The sequence below is a fragment of the Hymenobacter segetis genome (assembly GCF_038448715.1).
Classification (GTDB): Bacteria; Bacteroidota; Bacteroidia; order Cytophagales; family Hymenobacteraceae; genus Hymenobacter; species Hymenobacter segetis.
Genome location: NZ_JBCEVZ010000007.1, coordinates 93,106 through 109,279 on the forward strand (window position 1 = coordinate 93,106; position 16,174 = coordinate 109,279).

Consider the following 16,174-nt stretch of genomic DNA (forward strand, 5'->3'; position numbering starts at 1 on the left):
CGCGCTCCCTGCCTGCATGATTCACCCCTACGCTTTGGCCGCCCGCGCGGCCCACCAACTCCTGCGCCGCGCCCTGGCGTACTGCCTGCTGCTGCTGGTCCTGCTGCTGGCCGTAGCGGGGGTGGCCCAGGCCCAGACCGCCACCACCTATTCCTATACGGGTGGCACGGACAGCTACGTGGTGCCGGCCGGGGTGACGCAGCTGACGGTAGTGGCCACGGGTGCAAACAATGGGGCCGTTGTGCAGGCCACGGTGGCGGTAATCCCCGGCGAAACCCTGACCGTGGTGGTAGGCGGGGGCGGCAGCAGTGCCTTTTTTGGCCCCGGCGGTGGCAGCAGTGGCCCCTCTGTTCTGGTGGGCTATAATGGCGGCGGCAATAGCGGCTTCTACAACCTCAGTTCGGGCACCTCCATCAGCGTTGGTGGGGGGGCTACCGACCTGCGGCGCAATGGCGCCCGAACCAACGACTACCTGGCCAGCCGCAATGCGCTGTTGGTGGCGGGTGGCGGCGGCAGCGGATGCGCTACCGACCGCGGCGACTACTACGCAGGAGGCAGCGGGGGCACCCCAACCGGAGGGGACGGGAGCGGTGCTGGCGTTGGCGGCGGAGCTTCGCAGGCGGGGGTCGGCAGCTCGGCGGGCGGGGCGGCCAGCAACAACGTGGGCGGCACGGGCACTAACTACGGCGGCAGCGGCGGCGGCGGCTACTACGGCGGGGGCAGTGGCACGAGTAGCGGCAGCGGCCGCTCCTTTATTGCCGGCGGCGGTGGCGGCGGCTCGTCGTGGATAGCGACGGGCAGCACGGGCACTTTCGGCCTGAGCACCGACTACGACGGGAGCATGACCATTACGCCCATCATCACGGCCACCCCGGCCCTCACCGCGCCGGCCAACGGCAGCACCGTGGCCACCGCCACGCCTACTTACAGCGGCACGGCCACGGCTGGCAGCACGGTGCGTCTGTATGTGGACGGCAGTAGCACGGCCCTCACCACCACGGCCACCAGCGGCGGCACCTTTTCCGTCGTCCAGCCCACGGCCCTGGGCCAGGGCAGCCACTCGGTGTACGCCACGGCCCAGAGCAGCGGCGTGCCCGTGAGTGCCCGCTCGGCCACGGTCACCTTCACGGTCGATACCGTGGCACCCACGGCCACGCTCAGCACCACGGCCAGCAATCCCACGGCAACCTCGCCCATTCCCTTCACCGTCACGTTCTCGGAACCTGTGACGGGCTTTGGGGCCGGCGGCCTCGTGGTGAGCAACGGCACCCTGACGGGCGGCACCGTGAGCGGCACCAGCGGCGGCACTACCTATACCTTCACCGTCACCCCTTCCGGCAACGGCGTGGTGGTGGGCGTGAGCGTGCGGGCCGGCGCGGCCCAGGACGCGGCCGGCAACGGCAACCCCGCCAGCGGCACCACCAGCGTCACCTACTCCGTGACGCCCACCATTTCCGGCTTCTCGCCCCCGAGCGGCCCCATCGGCCAAACCGTAACCGTGACGGGCACCAACCTGACCGGGGCCACGGCCGTGACGGTGAACGGCACGGCCGGCACCATCACGGGTACGCCCACCACGGGCAGCCTCACCTTCACGGTGGGCGCGGGCAGCACCACGGGCCTCATCCGGGTGACGACGCCGGGCGGCACGGCCACCAGCAGCACCAGCTTCGCGGTGGTGCCCGCGCCCACCATCAGCGGCTTTTCACCCCCGGGCGGGCCGGTGGGCCAGACCGTTACCATCACGGGCACCAACTTCACTGGGGCCACGGGCGTGACCTTGAACGGCGCGGCCATCCCGGGCTTTACCGTCGTCAACAGCACCACCGTCACCTTCGTGGTGCCGGCGGGCAGCAGCTCCGGCCTCATCGCCGTCACTACGCCGGGCGGCACGGCTACCAGCAGCGGCGCCTTCACGTTTATTCCGCCGCCCACCATCAGCGGCTTTTCGCCGGGCAGCGCCAACACGGGCCGCACCGTCACCGTGACGGGCATCAACTTCAACGGGGCCACGGCCCTGACCCTGAACGGCGTCGCCATCACCGGCTTTACCGTGGTCAACGGCACCACCATCACCTTTGCCGTGCCCGCCGGGGCCACGTCCGGTCCCATCGGCGTGACCACGCCGGGCGGCACGGCCACCAGCAGCGGCTCGCTCACCATCGACAACACCGCGCCCACGGCTACGCTCAGCACGACGGCCGGCGGCAGCACCGGCGTGTCGCCCATTCCCTTCACCGTCACGTTCTCGGAAGGCGTGACGGGCCTGGCGGCCGGCGGCCTTGTGGTGAGCAACGGCACCCTGACGGGCGGCACCGTGAGCGGCACCAGCGGCGGTACCACCTACACCTTCACCGTCACGCCCACCGGCAGCGGCAGCGTGGTAACGGTGCGCGTGGCGGCCGGCGCGGCCCAGGATGCGGCCAGCAACGCCAGCCTGGCCAGCAACACCGTGAGCGTGACCTACAACGGACCGCCGCCGGGGGCCGAAATCGTGAACACCGGCACCCTGCTCACGGTGCAGGCCGGGGGCATTCTCTACGTGGGCCCCGGCGGGCTGGGCAACCAGGCCGGCACCCTCACCAACGGCGGCACCCTGCGCGTGGACGGCCCCCTGACCAACCCCGGCACCCTCGACCTGGGCGCGGGCACGCTGGAAGTGAAGGGCGACCTGAACAACGCCGGCACCGTGACGCCCGGCACCAGCGCCGTCACCTTTTCCGGGGCGGCCGACCAGCTGCTAACCCCCGGCGGGGCCAGCCTCTACCGCGTGGTGGTGAACAAGGCCACGGCCGGGGCCAACACCCTGCGCCTGGCCGGCAACCTCACGGTGACCAACAACCTGAACCTGCTCAGCGGCCTGGTGAACACCAAAAACGGCACTGTCGTCAGTACCTTGTCCCTGCCCAACGGGGCCACCCTCAGCGGCGAGGCCAGTGGGCGCTACGTGCTGGGCAGCTTGCAAGTCACCCGCAGCGCCGTGAGCGGCGCGGCCGTGGATTTTGGCCACGGGGCCGTGCTCAACCCCACCACCAACAACCTGGGCACGGTGGCCATCACCCGCACGGCCGGCCTGCTGACGGACGACGTGAGCCGGGGCGTGAACTTCACCAACACCGCCTATAAGGGCATCGACCGCATCTATACCGTCAGCCCGGCTACGCAGCCCGCTGCCAACGCCCCTGTGCAGCTCACCCTGAGCTGGCTGCCGGATAACGACAACGGCATCACGAACTTTACCCAGGCCCGCGTGTGGCAGCAAAGCGCCTCCGGCCAGCCCTGGGCCGTGCGCAGCCCCGTGGCCAACGCCAGCAGCCGCAGCATCAGCATGAGCCCCACCTCGCTCAGCCGCTTCACGGTGAGCAACGCCGCCAACCCGCTGCCCGTCACCCTCGTCGATTTCACAGCGCTGGCCGACGGCCCGGCGGCCGTGCGCCTGCGCTGGACCACCGCCTCGGAGCTGAACAACGCCGGCTTCACGGTGGAGCGTAGCCCCGACGGCACCGCCTTCGAGGCCATCGGCACGGTGGCCGGGGCGGGCACCAGCGCCACCCGCCACGACTACGCCCTGCTCGACGCCAAGCTGCCCGGCGGCGCGACCCTGCTCTACTACCGCCTGCGCCAGACCGACCAGAGCGGCGAGTTCAGCTACTCGCCCGTGCGCACGGTTCAACTCACCAGTTCACCAACTCACCAATTTGCCGTGTTCCCCACGCGGGTGGCGGCGGGACAGGCCGCTACCTACCGCTACATCGGCCCGGCCGAAGCCGGCACCCTCGACATCCTCAGCGTGCTGGGGCAGGTGCTGGGCACCGTAGCCCTCGACGGCCGCCCCACCGGCGCGGTGCCGCTGCCGGGCCTGGCCACCGGGGTCTATTTCCTGCGCTACACCGGCCCCGCCGGCCGCTTCACCAGCCGCCTGGTGGTGGAATAGTCCACCGGCCGCATTCACTTCTTCAATCTTAACCGCTCCGTGCTTCCTGTTTTCCTCATGCAATACTCTCCTCTCTCCCGGCGCGCCCTGTTGCTCGCCCTCTTCGCCACCGTCCCCTTCGCGGCCCGCGCCCAGCACATCGGCGTGGGCACCCTCACGCCCACCGAACGGCTGGACGTGGTGGGCGGCAACCTCAAAATCAGCACCGCCGGCAACGGGCTGATTTTCCCCGACGGCACCACCCAAACCACGGCCGCCAGCGGCACCGGCACCGGCAGCTTTATCCTCAACAACCCCGCCAGCCAGCAAGCGGGCAGCTTCAACCTAAACGGCGCGGGCACGGTAGGTGGCAACCTGCAGGCCGGCACCAACCTGATTGTGGACGCGGCCGGGGCCAACACCGGCACCACGGCCAACATCCTGCATTTTGGGGCTGCCGGCACCATCAGCGGCGAGGGCATCGGCAGCAAGCGCAACGCCGGTGGCAACCAGTACGGGCTGGATTTCTACACCACCTCGGCCGCCCGCTTGAGCATCACGCAGGCCGGCAACGTGGGCATTGGCACCAGCGCCCCCGGCCAGGCGCTGGAAGTCAACGGCAACGTGCTCATTCCCCTGACCAACGACTACCTCTTGCGCGACACCAACCACGGCCTGGGTTACTACGGAAGCGGCAAGCTTTGGAACGGCCTGAACGTTAATGGCCCGGCCCTCTACGGCTACGCCGGCGGGGTGCTGGGCACCAACCAGGGCGGCACGCGCACCACGGCCCTGACCTGGAACAGCGTTGGCAACGTGGGCATCGGCACCAGCACCCCGGCTTTCCCCCTTGACGTGCAAACCACGGCCACCACGGGTGCCTACAGCTTCGGTTACCTGAACGGCAGCGGCCAAACGGGCTCTGGCAGCATTGGTGCCAACGGGACGGGCATCAGCATTCGCGCCACCGGGCGCATCCTTTCCAGCGAGTTCAACGCCGTCTCGGACCGCCGCCTCAAAACCGTGGTGGGCCTGAGCGACCGCACGGCCGACCTGGCCCTGCTCAATAAGCTGCGCATCACCGATTACACCATGCGCGACAAGGTGCAGTTCGGCAACCGGGCCTTCAAAAAGGTGATTGCCCAGGAGGTGGAGGCCGTCTTCCCACAGGCCGTGCACCAGCAAACGGGCTTCCTGCCCGACGTGTACGCCCTGGCTACCGCCGTGCAGGCCCTGCCCGGCGACTCGCTCGTGGCCCTGACCCTGCCCGCCGCCGGCCTGCCCACGGCCGCCGCCGCCGGCCAGCGCCTCAGGCTGATGGGCCAAACCGGCGACGTGCTGGCCGCCCTGGCCCGCCCCGCCGCCGCCGGCACCCGCACCCTGGTGCTGCGCCGCGCCCGGGCTCTGGCCGGCACCCAGGTCTTCGTCTTCGGCCTGGAGCACCCCGACGTGCGCTCGGTAGACTACGAGGCCCTGAGCATGCTCAACGTGAGCGCCACCCAAGAGCTGGCCCGCAAAGTGGAAGCCTTGGAAAAGCAGAACACCGCCCTGGCCGCCAAAGCTGCGGCCTTCGAAGGCCGGGCCGCCCAGGCCGACGCCGACCACGCCTCGCTGGTTAGCCTACAAGAGCAGATGGCCCGCCTGCTGGGCGAAACGCCCCCCGCCACCGCTCAGGCCCGCAAGTAGCGGCGCGCGCCCCTGGCCGCTGCAAAAGTCCCCAGCGGCGCGGTAGTGAAGGGGTTCGATGCCCTGGACCGCCCCGTGCTTACCGCCACGGCCGATGCCGCCGGTACCGCCGCCCTGGCCCTGCCCGCCGGGCTCCCGGCCGGGGTGTACGTGGTGCGCACCGGCAGCAAGGCCCTGCGCCTCACGCTGGAGTAAGGTCCCTTCCTACTATCGTCCGCCGCTTGCATGTCGGCCGGGGTAGTTTTTGAAAGCCTCTGGCCATTGGCCGGAGGTTTTTTTGTGGGCAATGATGATGGGGTGGCGATGGGTAGCAGCTTTGGCAACAGGGAGCTGCTGGCGGAAGCCTTCCCCGCCGGGCGCGGGGACTCCCCCGCCCGGCGCGGGGATTCCCCCAGTGAGCGCGGGGACTCCCCCGGTGGGCACGGGGGCTCCCCCGCCGGATGCGGGGACTCCCCCGCCGGATGCGGGGACTCCCCCGGTGAGCGCGGGGAAGCCCCCGGTGAGCGCGAGGGGGTCCTCGCCGGGAATGAGGGGTACGTCCCCGATAAGAGCAGGGCTGCCCCGGGAGGCGTTGGTGGGGCTTTGCTGGTGGGCGAGGTCAGCAGGTATTCGGAGGGAGTTGCTAAAGCCGGGGTGGTAGCGCTAGAAACCAGGTAGAAGTACGTGGTTTCAAAATCAGGTATTTATACGCTATTCAGTGGCTACCCCTGCGTCTACTTTTGATTCATCCTTCGGGTAATAACCCATCCCTCCACATTTTATTTCTACAAGATGACCAATGACTGGTACCCCCGCCGCGAAGCTGAGCGCCGGATTTTTCTCCAAAACTTCGTCGATACCATCGAAAATGCCACCGAACTCATGGGCTTGCCCAAAGACACTTTCAAAGTAGCCGCCGGGGCGGCCCAGGCGGAGCTGGACCTGTTCGGCGTGCGCGATACGGCCCAGAAGGTTTTCGACACGGCCCAGGGCAAGTTGGTGAAGCAGGAGGAGCTGACTTCGGCGGCCGTGCGGGCCGGCGTGAAGCAAATCAAAAACACCATGAACGTTTCGTCGGAAGTGCTCGACCTGCTGGAATTGAACACCAGCTCCGACAAGCCCACCGAGCGCATTGCGGCCGATGCGCCCGTGCTCAAGGTGAAGATGGACGGCATCCACCCCAACATCGGGGGCGTGAAAAACGGCTTTGATGCCTTGCAAATCTGGTGCTGCCGTACCGGCGAGAAGGAGTTTACGCTGCTGGCCACCGTCACGCACCTGCCCTACTTCGACAACCGCCCCAACGTGGACCCCGCCGTGGCCGAGCAGCGCGACTACTTCGCCTACTACCTGAAGAAAAACGTGGTGGTAGGGAACAAGAGCGCCACCTACATGTTGCTGGTGCCCGGCGGCAGCCACGTGTAGGCCGGGTTTTAGCCGCCACTGGCCGACTAAAACCCGCCGTTCGCCCGTATCAGACGTTTTGGACAGGCCCGCGCAGTGGTTGCGCGGGCCTGTGTTTCGTTATTGGGGGTTGGGCTGCCGGGGCGGGGCGGGCGCCTGTCCGCCGATGCCTGCTCCCGGGGGAGCAACACCGGCGGCGGGTGGGTGCCCGCCCCGCCCCGGCAGCTCCCGTCCTTCAGTAGTGCTTACCTTGTCTTCCTTGATTAAAACGCTTACTTCCACCGGCCCGGGATTTCGGCTTATCTGTCTCGGGCTGCTGCTGCTGGGCCTGCTGCCGGGCAGTGGCCCTGCCCGGGCACAGGGGCCGCCCCTGCCGCTGGCCCGCCTGCGCGTGGTGCGCGACAGCTTGAGCCACCTGCTGGCTCGCGACACCCGCCCCGATACGCAGCGCGTGAGCCGCCTCAACACCCTGGCCTTCGCCCTGCGCATGAACGCGGCCGACGAGTCGCTGGCCCTCACGCGGCAGGCGCTGCGGCTGGCTCGGCAGCTGGATTTTGCGCGGGGCCTGCTGGAGGCCGAGTTCAATCTGAGCTACTACCTGCGCGCGCACAGCCAGTACGACTCGGCCATTTACTACGCCCGGCTGGCGCTGCCGCTGGCGGTGCGCACCGGCAACCGCTACACCCAGACGCGGGTGAACTACAACCTGGCCCGCATCTACCAGGAGCAGGGCAACTACGCCGCCGCCCTAGGCCCCAGCCTGGACGGGCTGGCCCTGGCCCGCGCCATGGGCAGCCCCCGGGTGCTGCTGTTTCAGCTGGTGATGGCGGCCCGCATCGAGCTTGCCCTGGACGAGTACGCTACCGCCCGGGCCTACATGAACGAGGCCCGCCCACTGGCCGGGCCGGCCCACGATTTGATGTCCACCGGCTACCTCTCCCAGGTAGCCGGCGACCTCAGCCGCCAGCAGCAGCAGTGGCGCGCCGCCCGCGACCACTATGCCCAGGCCCTGGCCAGCTACGCGGTGGTGACCAACAAACCCGGCCTGATAGACATGCAGCTCAGCATGGCCGAGATGGCCGAGCGCCTGGCCGACTACCCGGTGGCCCGCCGCGCCGGCCGGGAGCTGCTGCGCCAGGCCCACGCTGCCGGCCGCCCCGAGCACGAGGCCCGGGCCGCCCTGCTCCTGGCCCGCGCCTGGCTACCTGCCCGCCCCGACAGCGCCGTTTATTACGCCACGCGGGCCTTGGCTACCGCCCGGCCGCGCCACCTGCGCCCGCAGGCCCGCGACGCGGCCCAGGTGCTGGCCGAGGCCAGCGACCGCCTCGGCCGCGGCCACGCCGCCTACCAGTATCAGGCCCTGGCCGGGGCCTACGCCGACAGCATCGGGGGCGAGGACAATGGCCGCCGGCTGGCGGCCGTGCAGGCCCGCGCCGCCCGCTCGCGCACCGGTATTGAGCTGAACGTGGTGCGCCAGCGCGAGCGCCTGCTGCGGCAGCGGCAGGAGCTGGAGCGCCTGCGCACCCAGCGCCAGCTGGCGGGCATCGGGGCGCTGGTGCTGGGGGCGTTGGTGCTGGCGGGCGGGCTGTTCTGGCGCTACCGCCGCCGGCAGCAGCGCCGCCAGTCCACCCGCGACGCGGCCTTGCGCCAGCGCCTGGCCGCCGACCTGCACGACGACGTGGGGGCGCTGCTCACCCAAATCAGCCTGCAAAGCGACCTGCTCCGTGAAGCCCCCGCCCCGCCCGAAGCCACCCTGGCCCGCCTCAACCGCCTGAGCGACACCAGCCGCCGCGCCGCCCGCCAGATGGCCGACGTGGTGTGGGGCTTGCACACCTCCTCCGCCCAATTGCCCGAGGTGCTGGCCCACATGCGCGACCACGCTCACGAGGTATTGGCCGATGCCGACCTGGCCGTGGACTTTGCCGTGAGCCCCGCCGCCGCCGCCCTGCACCCCGGCGTGGCCGTGTGCCAGAACCTCTACCTTATCTACAAGGAAGCGCTGCACAACGTGGTAAAGCACGCCCCTCGCGCCACCCGCGTTACCGTGCGGCTCACCGAAGACGCCGGCCGGCTCTGCCTCTCCGTGCGCGACGACGCCCCCGGCCCCGCCCCCATCGCCCGCCCCGGCGGCCACGGCCTGGCCAACATGCGCCAGCGTGCCGAGGCCGTGGGCGGGGCGCTGAACGTCGTGGCGGAGGCTACGGGGTTTGACGTGGTGGCGTGTTTGCCGGGATAGGTGGGCAGCGTATGACTTGAAATGAGCTGCAAGCCTCGGTAAGCCCCAGCGGGGCGACATATCGGTAGCAAAACCAGCTGAAGAAAACCCCAAAGCCCCGGCGGGGCGACACTCATTGAACGAGTGCCGCCCCGCCGGGGCTTTGGCGATGTAATTATTACGGTCTTACTACCGACATGTCGCCCCGCTGGGCCTGCTGTTTGGTTGGCTGCGGCTGTAACTGATTAACATTGCGTTTCGATTTCCTTTCTTCATTCCCCCTTTCCCATGTACGACCTCATCGGCGACATCCACGGCCATGCTACCGAGCTGCGCCAGCTACTCCAGCAGCTTGATTATCTTCCTGACGATGCCGGCGTGTACCGCCACGCCGGCGGCCGGCAGGTCATTTTCGTGGGGGACTTTATTGACCGGGGGCCGGCCATCCGCGAGACGCTGCAAATCGTGCGCGGCATGGTGGACGGCGGCGCGGCCCTCGCCGTGATGGGCAACCACGAGTACAACGCGCTTGCCTTCTGGAGCTTTTACCCCGGCGGCGGGCACGTACGGCCCCACCTCCCGAACCACATTCTCCAGCACATCGAAACCATTAAGGAATTCCGCAGCAAGGAGCTTTTTGTGGAATGGCAGGACTACCTGGCGTGGTTCTACACGCTGCCGCTGTTTCTGGAGCTGCCCGGCCTGCGCGTGGTGCACGCCTGCTGGGATGCCCGCTACATTGCCTACCTGCGCGCACAGCTCCCCGACGACCGCCTCACACCCGATTTCCTGCTGCGGGCCAGCCGCAAGGGCTCCGAGGAGATGAATGCCGTCGAAATCACCCTCAAAGGGCACGAAACCGACCTGCCCCGCCCCCACCACTTCTTCGACAAAGACGGCCACCGCCGCACCAAGATGCGCACCGCCTGGTGGCGCGACCCGGCCGCCGCCACCTACAACGATTACTTCCTCGAACCCATCGAAGCCCTGGCCGGCCAGCCCGTGGATGTAGCCGCCCTGCCCAACGCCAGCTACTACCAGGACGAAACGCCCGTTTTCTTCGGCCACTACTGGCTAAAGGGCGAGCCCCGGCTGCTCACGCCCCATTCCGTGTGCCTCGACTACAGCGTGGCCCGGGGCGGCGAGCTGGTGGGCTACCGCTGGCACGGCGAGCAAACGCTCACGCCCACCGGCCTGGTGCGCGCGGTAGGCGGGCATTAGCCGCACGATGTAGGGGCGGGGCCTGCCCCCGCCCGTCGTTGAACGGAATCGTTGCAGCGGCGCGAACGTCCGGGCGGGAGCAGGCCCCGCCCCTACATCGTGCGGCTTGCCCAATCATTCCAAACCCTTACCCTTCACCCCTTTTCCCTCTTAATTAATGCCCAACAACTCCCCCGCCGCTCCGCCGCTACTACGCGCCCTACCCCAGCTGCCCACGGGCGCTTTCTATGCCGCTGCCAGCCGGTACCACTCCCTGGCCATTCGGGCTGAGGGCTCGCTCTGGGCCTGGGGCAGCAACAGCTACGGTCAGCTCGGCGACGGGACCACCACCCCGCGCAACGGCCCCGTGCGGGTGGGGCAGGATACCGATTGGCGTAGCGTGAGCGCCGGCCCGGGCCACAGCCTCGCCATCCGCACCGACGGCACCCTCTGGGCCTGGGGCCAGAACAGCTATTGTCAACTCGGCGATGGCACCAGCGAAACCCGCCACCGGCCCGTGCAAATTGGCACCGCCACCGACTGGCAGTGCGTGAGCGCCGGCGACAGCCACTCGGTGGGCGTGCGTGCCAACGGCACCCTCTGGGCCTGGGGCTACAACGAGCACGACTTCCTGGGCGAGTTGGGCCCGGACAACACCATCCGGCACCAGTCCCCAACCCAAATCGGCACCGACACCCGCTGGCGCAGCGTGAGCGCTGGCCTGCGCCACACCGTAGCCACGCGCACCGACGACGAAGTATTTGCCTGGGGCTTCAATGAGCAGGGCCAGCTGGGCGACGGCACCACCGACCTGCGGCGGCACCCCGTCAGCCTCGGGGCCGTGCGAATGCGGACCGTGAGCGCCGGCACCCACCACACCGCAGGCGTCAGCGCCGACGGCTCGCTCTGGGCCTGGGGCAATAACGGCTGCGGCCAGCGCGGCGACGACGACTATAATGACCGCCTCACTCCCACCCGTGTGGGCATCGGCAGCAGCTGGCAGAACGTGAGCGCCGGCGAGATGCACACCCTCGCCCTGAGCAGCAGCCCCGGCGACGCGACGCGCAGCGGCCAGCTCTACGCCTTCGGGCTGAACCAGACCGGCCAGCTCGGCGATGGCAGCACCGAGATGCGCTACGCCCCCGTGCGCGTGGGCTCGGCCAATGACTGGGACGCGCAGGGATTCAGCGCCGGGGCCAGTCACTCGGTGGCGCTACGGTCCTACGGCCAGATATGGGCCTGGGGCTACAACGACCAGGGTCAGGTGGGCCACCGCGACCTGGGCGCGCACGCCAACCCCGCGCCCCTGCAAGTGGGCAAGGACCGCAACTGGCGCAGCGTGAGCGCCGGCGGCATGCACACCCTGGCCATTCGCACCGACGGCACGCTCTGGGCCTGGGGCAATAACGGCTACGGCCAGCTCGGCGACAGCACCACCACCGACCGCCCCGCGCCGGTTCAGATTACCACCTACGGCGGCTGGCGCACCGTGCTGGCCGGCATGGCCCACAGCCTGGCCCTGCACGACGATGGTACCCTCTACGCCTGGGGAGGCAATTTTGCAGGCCAGCTCGGGGTGGGCCAGCTCAAGGACTGCTTCTGGCCGACTGCAATCAACAACGATATGCGGTGGCAGGCCGTGAGCGCCGGCCCCCAGCACACCCTGGCCGTGCGCGACGACGGCACCCTCTGGGCTTGGGGCGAAAACGAGCGGCACGAGCTCGGCATCGGCAGCGTCGACCCCTACTTCGAGCCCCGGCAGGTGGGCCGCGACAGCAACTGGCGCAGCGTGAGCGCCGGCGCGGCCAGCAGCCTTGCCCTGCGCACCGACGGCACCCTCTGGGCTTGGGGCGAAAACCCGCAGGCCCAGCCCGACCCCGCCTCCAACTACCCCACGCCCACCGCCCTCGCCCCCGGCCAAACCTGGCAGAGCGTCTACACCAGTAACGGCCAGCTCCTGGGCCTGCGGGCCGACGGCAGCCTCTGGGCCTGGGGCCAGTCGCCCGCCGGCCCCTACACCGACACCGCGCACGCCCTCCACGCGCTGCCCGCCCCGGCCACCGGCGGCTGGCACAGCATCAGCCCGGGCAACGCGCACATCCTGGCCCTGGACACCAACGGCACCCTCTACGGCTGGGGTAACAACAGCTCCGGCCAGCTCTGCGACGGCACCACCAATGCCCGCCCGCAGCCCGCCGAGCTGTTTAGCCGCCAGCAGTGGCAGGCGGCCAGCGCCGGCAACAGTCACTCCGCCGCCGTGCGCGACGACGGCACCCTCTGGATGTGGGGCGGCAACGAGTCGGCCCAGCTGGGTTTGGTGATGATGAGTGCGGTGCCGCTGCAGGTGTTTTAGGGCTGAGCGCAAGTAGGGGCGGGGCTTGCCCCCGCCCGGGCGTTGAACGGAATCGTTGCGACGGTGCCAACGTCCGGGCGGGGGCAAGCCCCGCCCCTACGTGTGCCCGGCATCACGTTCTTTCACCTCGCCCACTGTTCTTTTGTGCTTTGGCGGCGCTGCTGCCGTTTCTTCTGCTTCTTCCGTTTCATGCGTTTCCTCCCCTTTGCCCTCCTTTTGCTGGCCGGCCCCGCCCTGGCTCAGCGCCCGCTGCCCCTGCCGCGCAACCTGCAAGTCCCCTACACCAAAGGCACCCGCGCCGAAACCGGCGCGCCCGGCCCCCGCTACTGGCAAAACACCGCCGACTACGACCTGGCCGTCAATTTCAACCCCGGCACCCGCCTCGTGTCCGGCACGGTGGATATCAAGTACATCAACAACAGCCCCGATTCGCTCAAGCAAATCTGGTTCAAGCTCTACCCCAACCTCTACCAGAAGGGTGCCCCCCGCAGCCGCGCCATCGCCCCGGAGGACGTGAGCGACGGCGTCAAAATCTTCAACCTCACCATCAACGGCGAAGCCTTTGATGTGAGCAAATTGAAGTCCGATGCCACCAATATGCCCGTGACGCTGCGCCGCGCCCTGGGTGCCCACCAAGTGGCTACGGTGCGCGCCACCTACGCCTACACCCTCAACAAAGGCTCGCACCAGCGCACCGGCGAGATTGAGCCGGGAGCCGATTTCGTGGCCTACTTCTTCCCCCGCATTGCCGTGTACGACGACATCGACGGCTGGAACCGCGTGCCCTACACCGGCGACCAGGAGTTCTACAACGACTTCTGCAACTTCAAAGCCGCCGTCACCGTGCCTAAAAACTTCGTGGTCTGGGCCACCGGCGACCTCACCAACACTGCCGAAGTGCTGGCCCCCAAGTACGCCCAGCGTCTGCGCGACGCCGAGCAGCAGGACGCCGTGGTGAGCATCATCAGCGAGGACGATGCCAAGCGGCACGACATCACCGCCCAGGCCGACCAGAATACCTGGCGCTTCGAGGCGAAGAACGTGACGGACTTTGTCTTCGCCACCGCCGACCACTACGTGTGGCAGAGCACCAGCCTGGTGGTGGACCCCGCCACCAAGCGCCGCACCCGCGTCGATGCCGCTTATAATCCTAAGCACGAGGACTACAAGGAAGTCATCAACTTCAGCCGCAAAACGGTGGAGGCCATGAGCTACACCTTCCCCCGCTGGCCCTTCCCCTACGCCCACGAAACCGTATTCGACGGCCTCGACCAGATGGAGTACCCCATGATGGTGAACGACAACCCCACCGCCACCCGCGAGGACGCCATCACCCTCACCGACCACGAAATCTTCCACACGATGTTCCCCTTCTACATGGGCATCAACGAAACCAAGTACGGCTGGATGGACGAGGGCTGGGCCACCATCGGCGAGTGGCTGATTTCGGGCATCATCGACCCCAAGCTCGACGACGACTACGGCGTGGCCCGCTACGCCCAGAACGCCGCCTCCGAAAACGACCTGCCCATCACCACGCTCAGCACCCAGCAAACCGGGATGCCCTTCTTCCTCAACTCCTACCCCAAGCCCGGCATGGGCTACCTCTACGTGAAGGATATGCTCGGCGACAAGCTCTTCACGCAGGCCCTGCACACCTACATCACCAACTGGAACGGCAAGCACCCCATGCCCTACGACTTCTTCAACAGCATGAATACCGGCGCCAACCGAAACCTCAACTGGTTCTGGCAGCGCTGGTTCTTCGATGACGGCTACCCGGACCTGGCCATCGCCCGCGTCACCAAAAGCACCGCCGGCTACGACGTCCTCGTCCAGGCCAAAGGCAGCAAGCCCGTCCCCGTCGACCTCACCGTCACCTTCGCCGACAATACCACCCAGAAAATCCACCGCAGCATCGCCGTCTGGGAAACGGGGGCCAATTCCGTCACCGTCCCCGTCCCCACCAAGCAACCCGTGAAGCGCGTGACGCTGGGCAGCACCCTCGTGCCGGACAGCTACCCGAAGGATAATGTGTGGGAGGGGAAGTAGGGTTAGTTTTACAATAAAGCAATGTTTTAAACGAAACGCTAATGTTTGATAACACCTCGTTTTCTGTAGAAACCAATGGTGGCAGAGTTACAATAGTTGGATTGCCTCAACACTGCCCAAACTGTCATCGGCACATTAGACCTTACGCTTTGTATGGCTACTTAAACCACTATCAAACCGACTTGTCCTTGTTATTAGTTTGTCCTAATCGGCAATGTGATAAAGCCTTTTTCGGGTATTACACACGCGAAGAAGTAGGGTCTCACCCCGACTTAATGAAAACTCAATACTGGTTTATTGAGAAAACTAATATTGGCACATTTAGCAAAGCTCCCATAAATCAAACGGTAGAGTTGATATCTCCGACTTTTATGACAATTTACAATCAAGCTTATCATGCGGAACAATCTGAACTATTAGAAATATGCGGAATGGGTTATCGAAAAGCATTGGAATTTTTGATAAAAGACTATGCTATTTCAAAAGACCCGTCCGCAAAGGAAATTATCGAGAAAAAGGCCCTTATGGGATGCATAACTGATTACGTCAGTGACACTAGAATCAAAGCAGTAGCTAAACGTGCCGTATGGCTGGGCAATGATGAGACTCATTATGTAAGGAAGTGGGAAGGAAAAAATCTAACTGACCTAAAAAAGCTAATCGAGTTAACAATTCATTGGATAGAAATGGAGAAACTAACCGAAAGCTTTGAAGCTGATATGCCTGGTTAATTAAAATTATAGTGCAACGTGATTCTCTTTGCCGTTTTTTATCAGGCATTGGCCACTTAACCAGAAACGAGTTGCTGCGGCCCTGACAATAGCTCAGGGCCGCAGCGATAAATCTGAGCGGCAGCACTCACATCGCCATTTGGCTGCTGCGCTGGAAGGCCTGCGCTACCGCCGCTGTATCGGTGTAGACCTGGAAACGCGACACTTTCCCGTCGCGCATCTGGAAGACGTGGGCCCACTCTTCTTCTTCGGACTGGCCCGTGGCCCGCGCCCGGGCTTTGCCGTAGCCCAGCGCCACCAGCTTATCGCCCTGCGCGATGAATTCTACCGGCTCGAAGCGTTCGAATTCCATGGCCTCGTGCAGTTTGCTGAAGAACGAGGCCACCGCTTCCTTGCCGCGGTACACGCCGGCATACGGAATGACCTTCAATGCGCCGGGAATAATAAATTCAACATCGTCCGTGTACAGTTTCAGCAAGTTGGGAATATCGCCCTTGCTGAACAGCTCGTATCCGGTTTTTACCGTCTGGGTGTTTTGTTGCTCATTCATGGCCGTGAGATGGATAAATGGTGAGGGGTTGTCACATAGCTCATCTCTTCCCGCAACCCTATCGGCAACAGACGCTTTTTGCGGCCGCGGC

9 protein-coding genes are annotated in these 16,174 nt (G+C 66.6%); 8 read left to right on the forward strand and 1 reads right to left on the reverse strand.

Annotated elements, in window-relative coordinates:
• Positions 1-16 precede the first annotated feature (16 nt).
• From AAFH49_RS05005 to AAFH49_RS05040, 8 genes are all read left to right on the forward strand, one after another.
• On the forward strand, positions 17-3,934 hold the full coding sequence (locus tag AAFH49_RS05005) for a beta strand repeat-containing protein (RefSeq protein ID WP_342296405.1): 3,918 nt from the start codon (positions 17-19) through the stop codon (positions 3,932-3,934).
• Between the two features lie 57 nt (positions 3,935-3,991).
• Entirely contained in the window at positions 3,992-5,599 is a 1,608-nt protein-coding gene (locus tag AAFH49_RS05010; protein ID WP_342296406.1) for a tail fiber domain-containing protein, read from the forward strand.
• Positions 5,600-6,370: 771 nt separating this feature from the next.
• Positions 6,371-7,003, forward strand: a complete 633-nt coding sequence (locus tag AAFH49_RS05015) for a hypothetical protein (protein ID WP_342296407.1) — start codon at positions 6,371-6,373, stop codon at positions 7,001-7,003.
• A 238-nt stretch (positions 7,004-7,241) separates the two neighbouring features.
• On the forward strand, positions 7,242-9,218 hold the full coding sequence (locus AAFH49_RS05020; RefSeq protein ID WP_342296408.1) for an ATP-binding protein: 1,977 nt from the start codon (positions 7,242-7,244) through the stop codon (positions 9,216-9,218).
• Positions 9,219-9,485: 267 nt separating this feature from the next.
• The gene (locus AAFH49_RS05025) at positions 9,486-10,418 is read left to right on the forward strand and encodes a metallophosphoesterase (RefSeq protein WP_342296409.1); all 933 of its coding nucleotides are present in this window, start codon (positions 9,486-9,488) and stop codon (positions 10,416-10,418) included.
• A 157-nt stretch (positions 10,419-10,575) separates the two neighbouring features.
• Complete coding sequence (locus AAFH49_RS05030; protein ID WP_342296410.1) at positions 10,576-12,750, forward strand: RCC1 domain-containing protein; 2,175 nt, start codon at positions 10,576-10,578, stop codon at positions 12,748-12,750.
• Positions 12,751-12,939: 189 nt separating this feature from the next.
• Entirely contained in the window at positions 12,940-14,802 is a 1,863-nt protein-coding gene (locus AAFH49_RS05035; RefSeq protein ID WP_342296411.1) for a M1 family metallopeptidase, read from the forward strand.
• Between the two features lie 41 nt (positions 14,803-14,843).
• Complete coding sequence (locus AAFH49_RS05040) at positions 14,844-15,533, forward strand: hypothetical protein (RefSeq protein ID WP_342296412.1); 690 nt, start codon at positions 14,844-14,846, stop codon at positions 15,531-15,533.
• A 127-nt stretch (positions 15,534-15,660) separates the two neighbouring features.
• Here the strand turns inward: AAFH49_RS05040 and AAFH49_RS05045 are convergent, their stop codons facing one another.
• Positions 15,661-16,083 (reverse strand): nuclear transport factor 2 family protein, encoded by a 423-nt coding sequence (locus tag AAFH49_RS05045; RefSeq protein WP_342296413.1) that lies wholly within the window; start codon positions 16,081-16,083, stop codon positions 15,661-15,663.
• Positions 16,084-16,174 lie beyond the last annotated feature (91 nt).

Coding starts and splice junctions, on each gene's coding strand:
- AAFH49_RS05005 (WP_342296405.1), top strand. CDS start 17: ATGATTCACCCCTACGCTTTGGCCGCCCGCGCGGCCCACCAACTCCTG.
- AAFH49_RS05010 (WP_342296406.1), top strand. CDS start 3,992: ATGCAATACTCTCCTCTCTCCCGGCGCGCCCTGTTGCTCGCCCTCTTC.
- AAFH49_RS05015 (WP_342296407.1), top strand. CDS start 6,371: ATGACCAATGACTGGTACCCCCGCCGCGAAGCTGAGCGCCGGATTTTT.
- AAFH49_RS05025 (WP_342296409.1), top strand. CDS start 9,486: ATGTACGACCTCATCGGCGACATCCACGGCCATGCTACCGAGCTGCGC.
- AAFH49_RS05030 (WP_342296410.1), top strand. CDS start 10,576: ATGCCCAACAACTCCCCCGCCGCTCCGCCGCTACTACGCGCCCTACCC.
- AAFH49_RS05035 (WP_342296411.1), top strand. CDS start 12,940: ATGCGTTTCCTCCCCTTTGCCCTCCTTTTGCTGGCCGGCCCCGCCCTG.
- AAFH49_RS05040 (WP_342296412.1), top strand. CDS start 14,844: ATGTTTGATAACACCTCGTTTTCTGTAGAAACCAATGGTGGCAGAGTT.
- AAFH49_RS05045 (WP_342296413.1), bottom strand. CDS start 16,083: ATGAATGAGCAACAAAACACCCAGACGGTAAAAACCGGATACGAGCTG.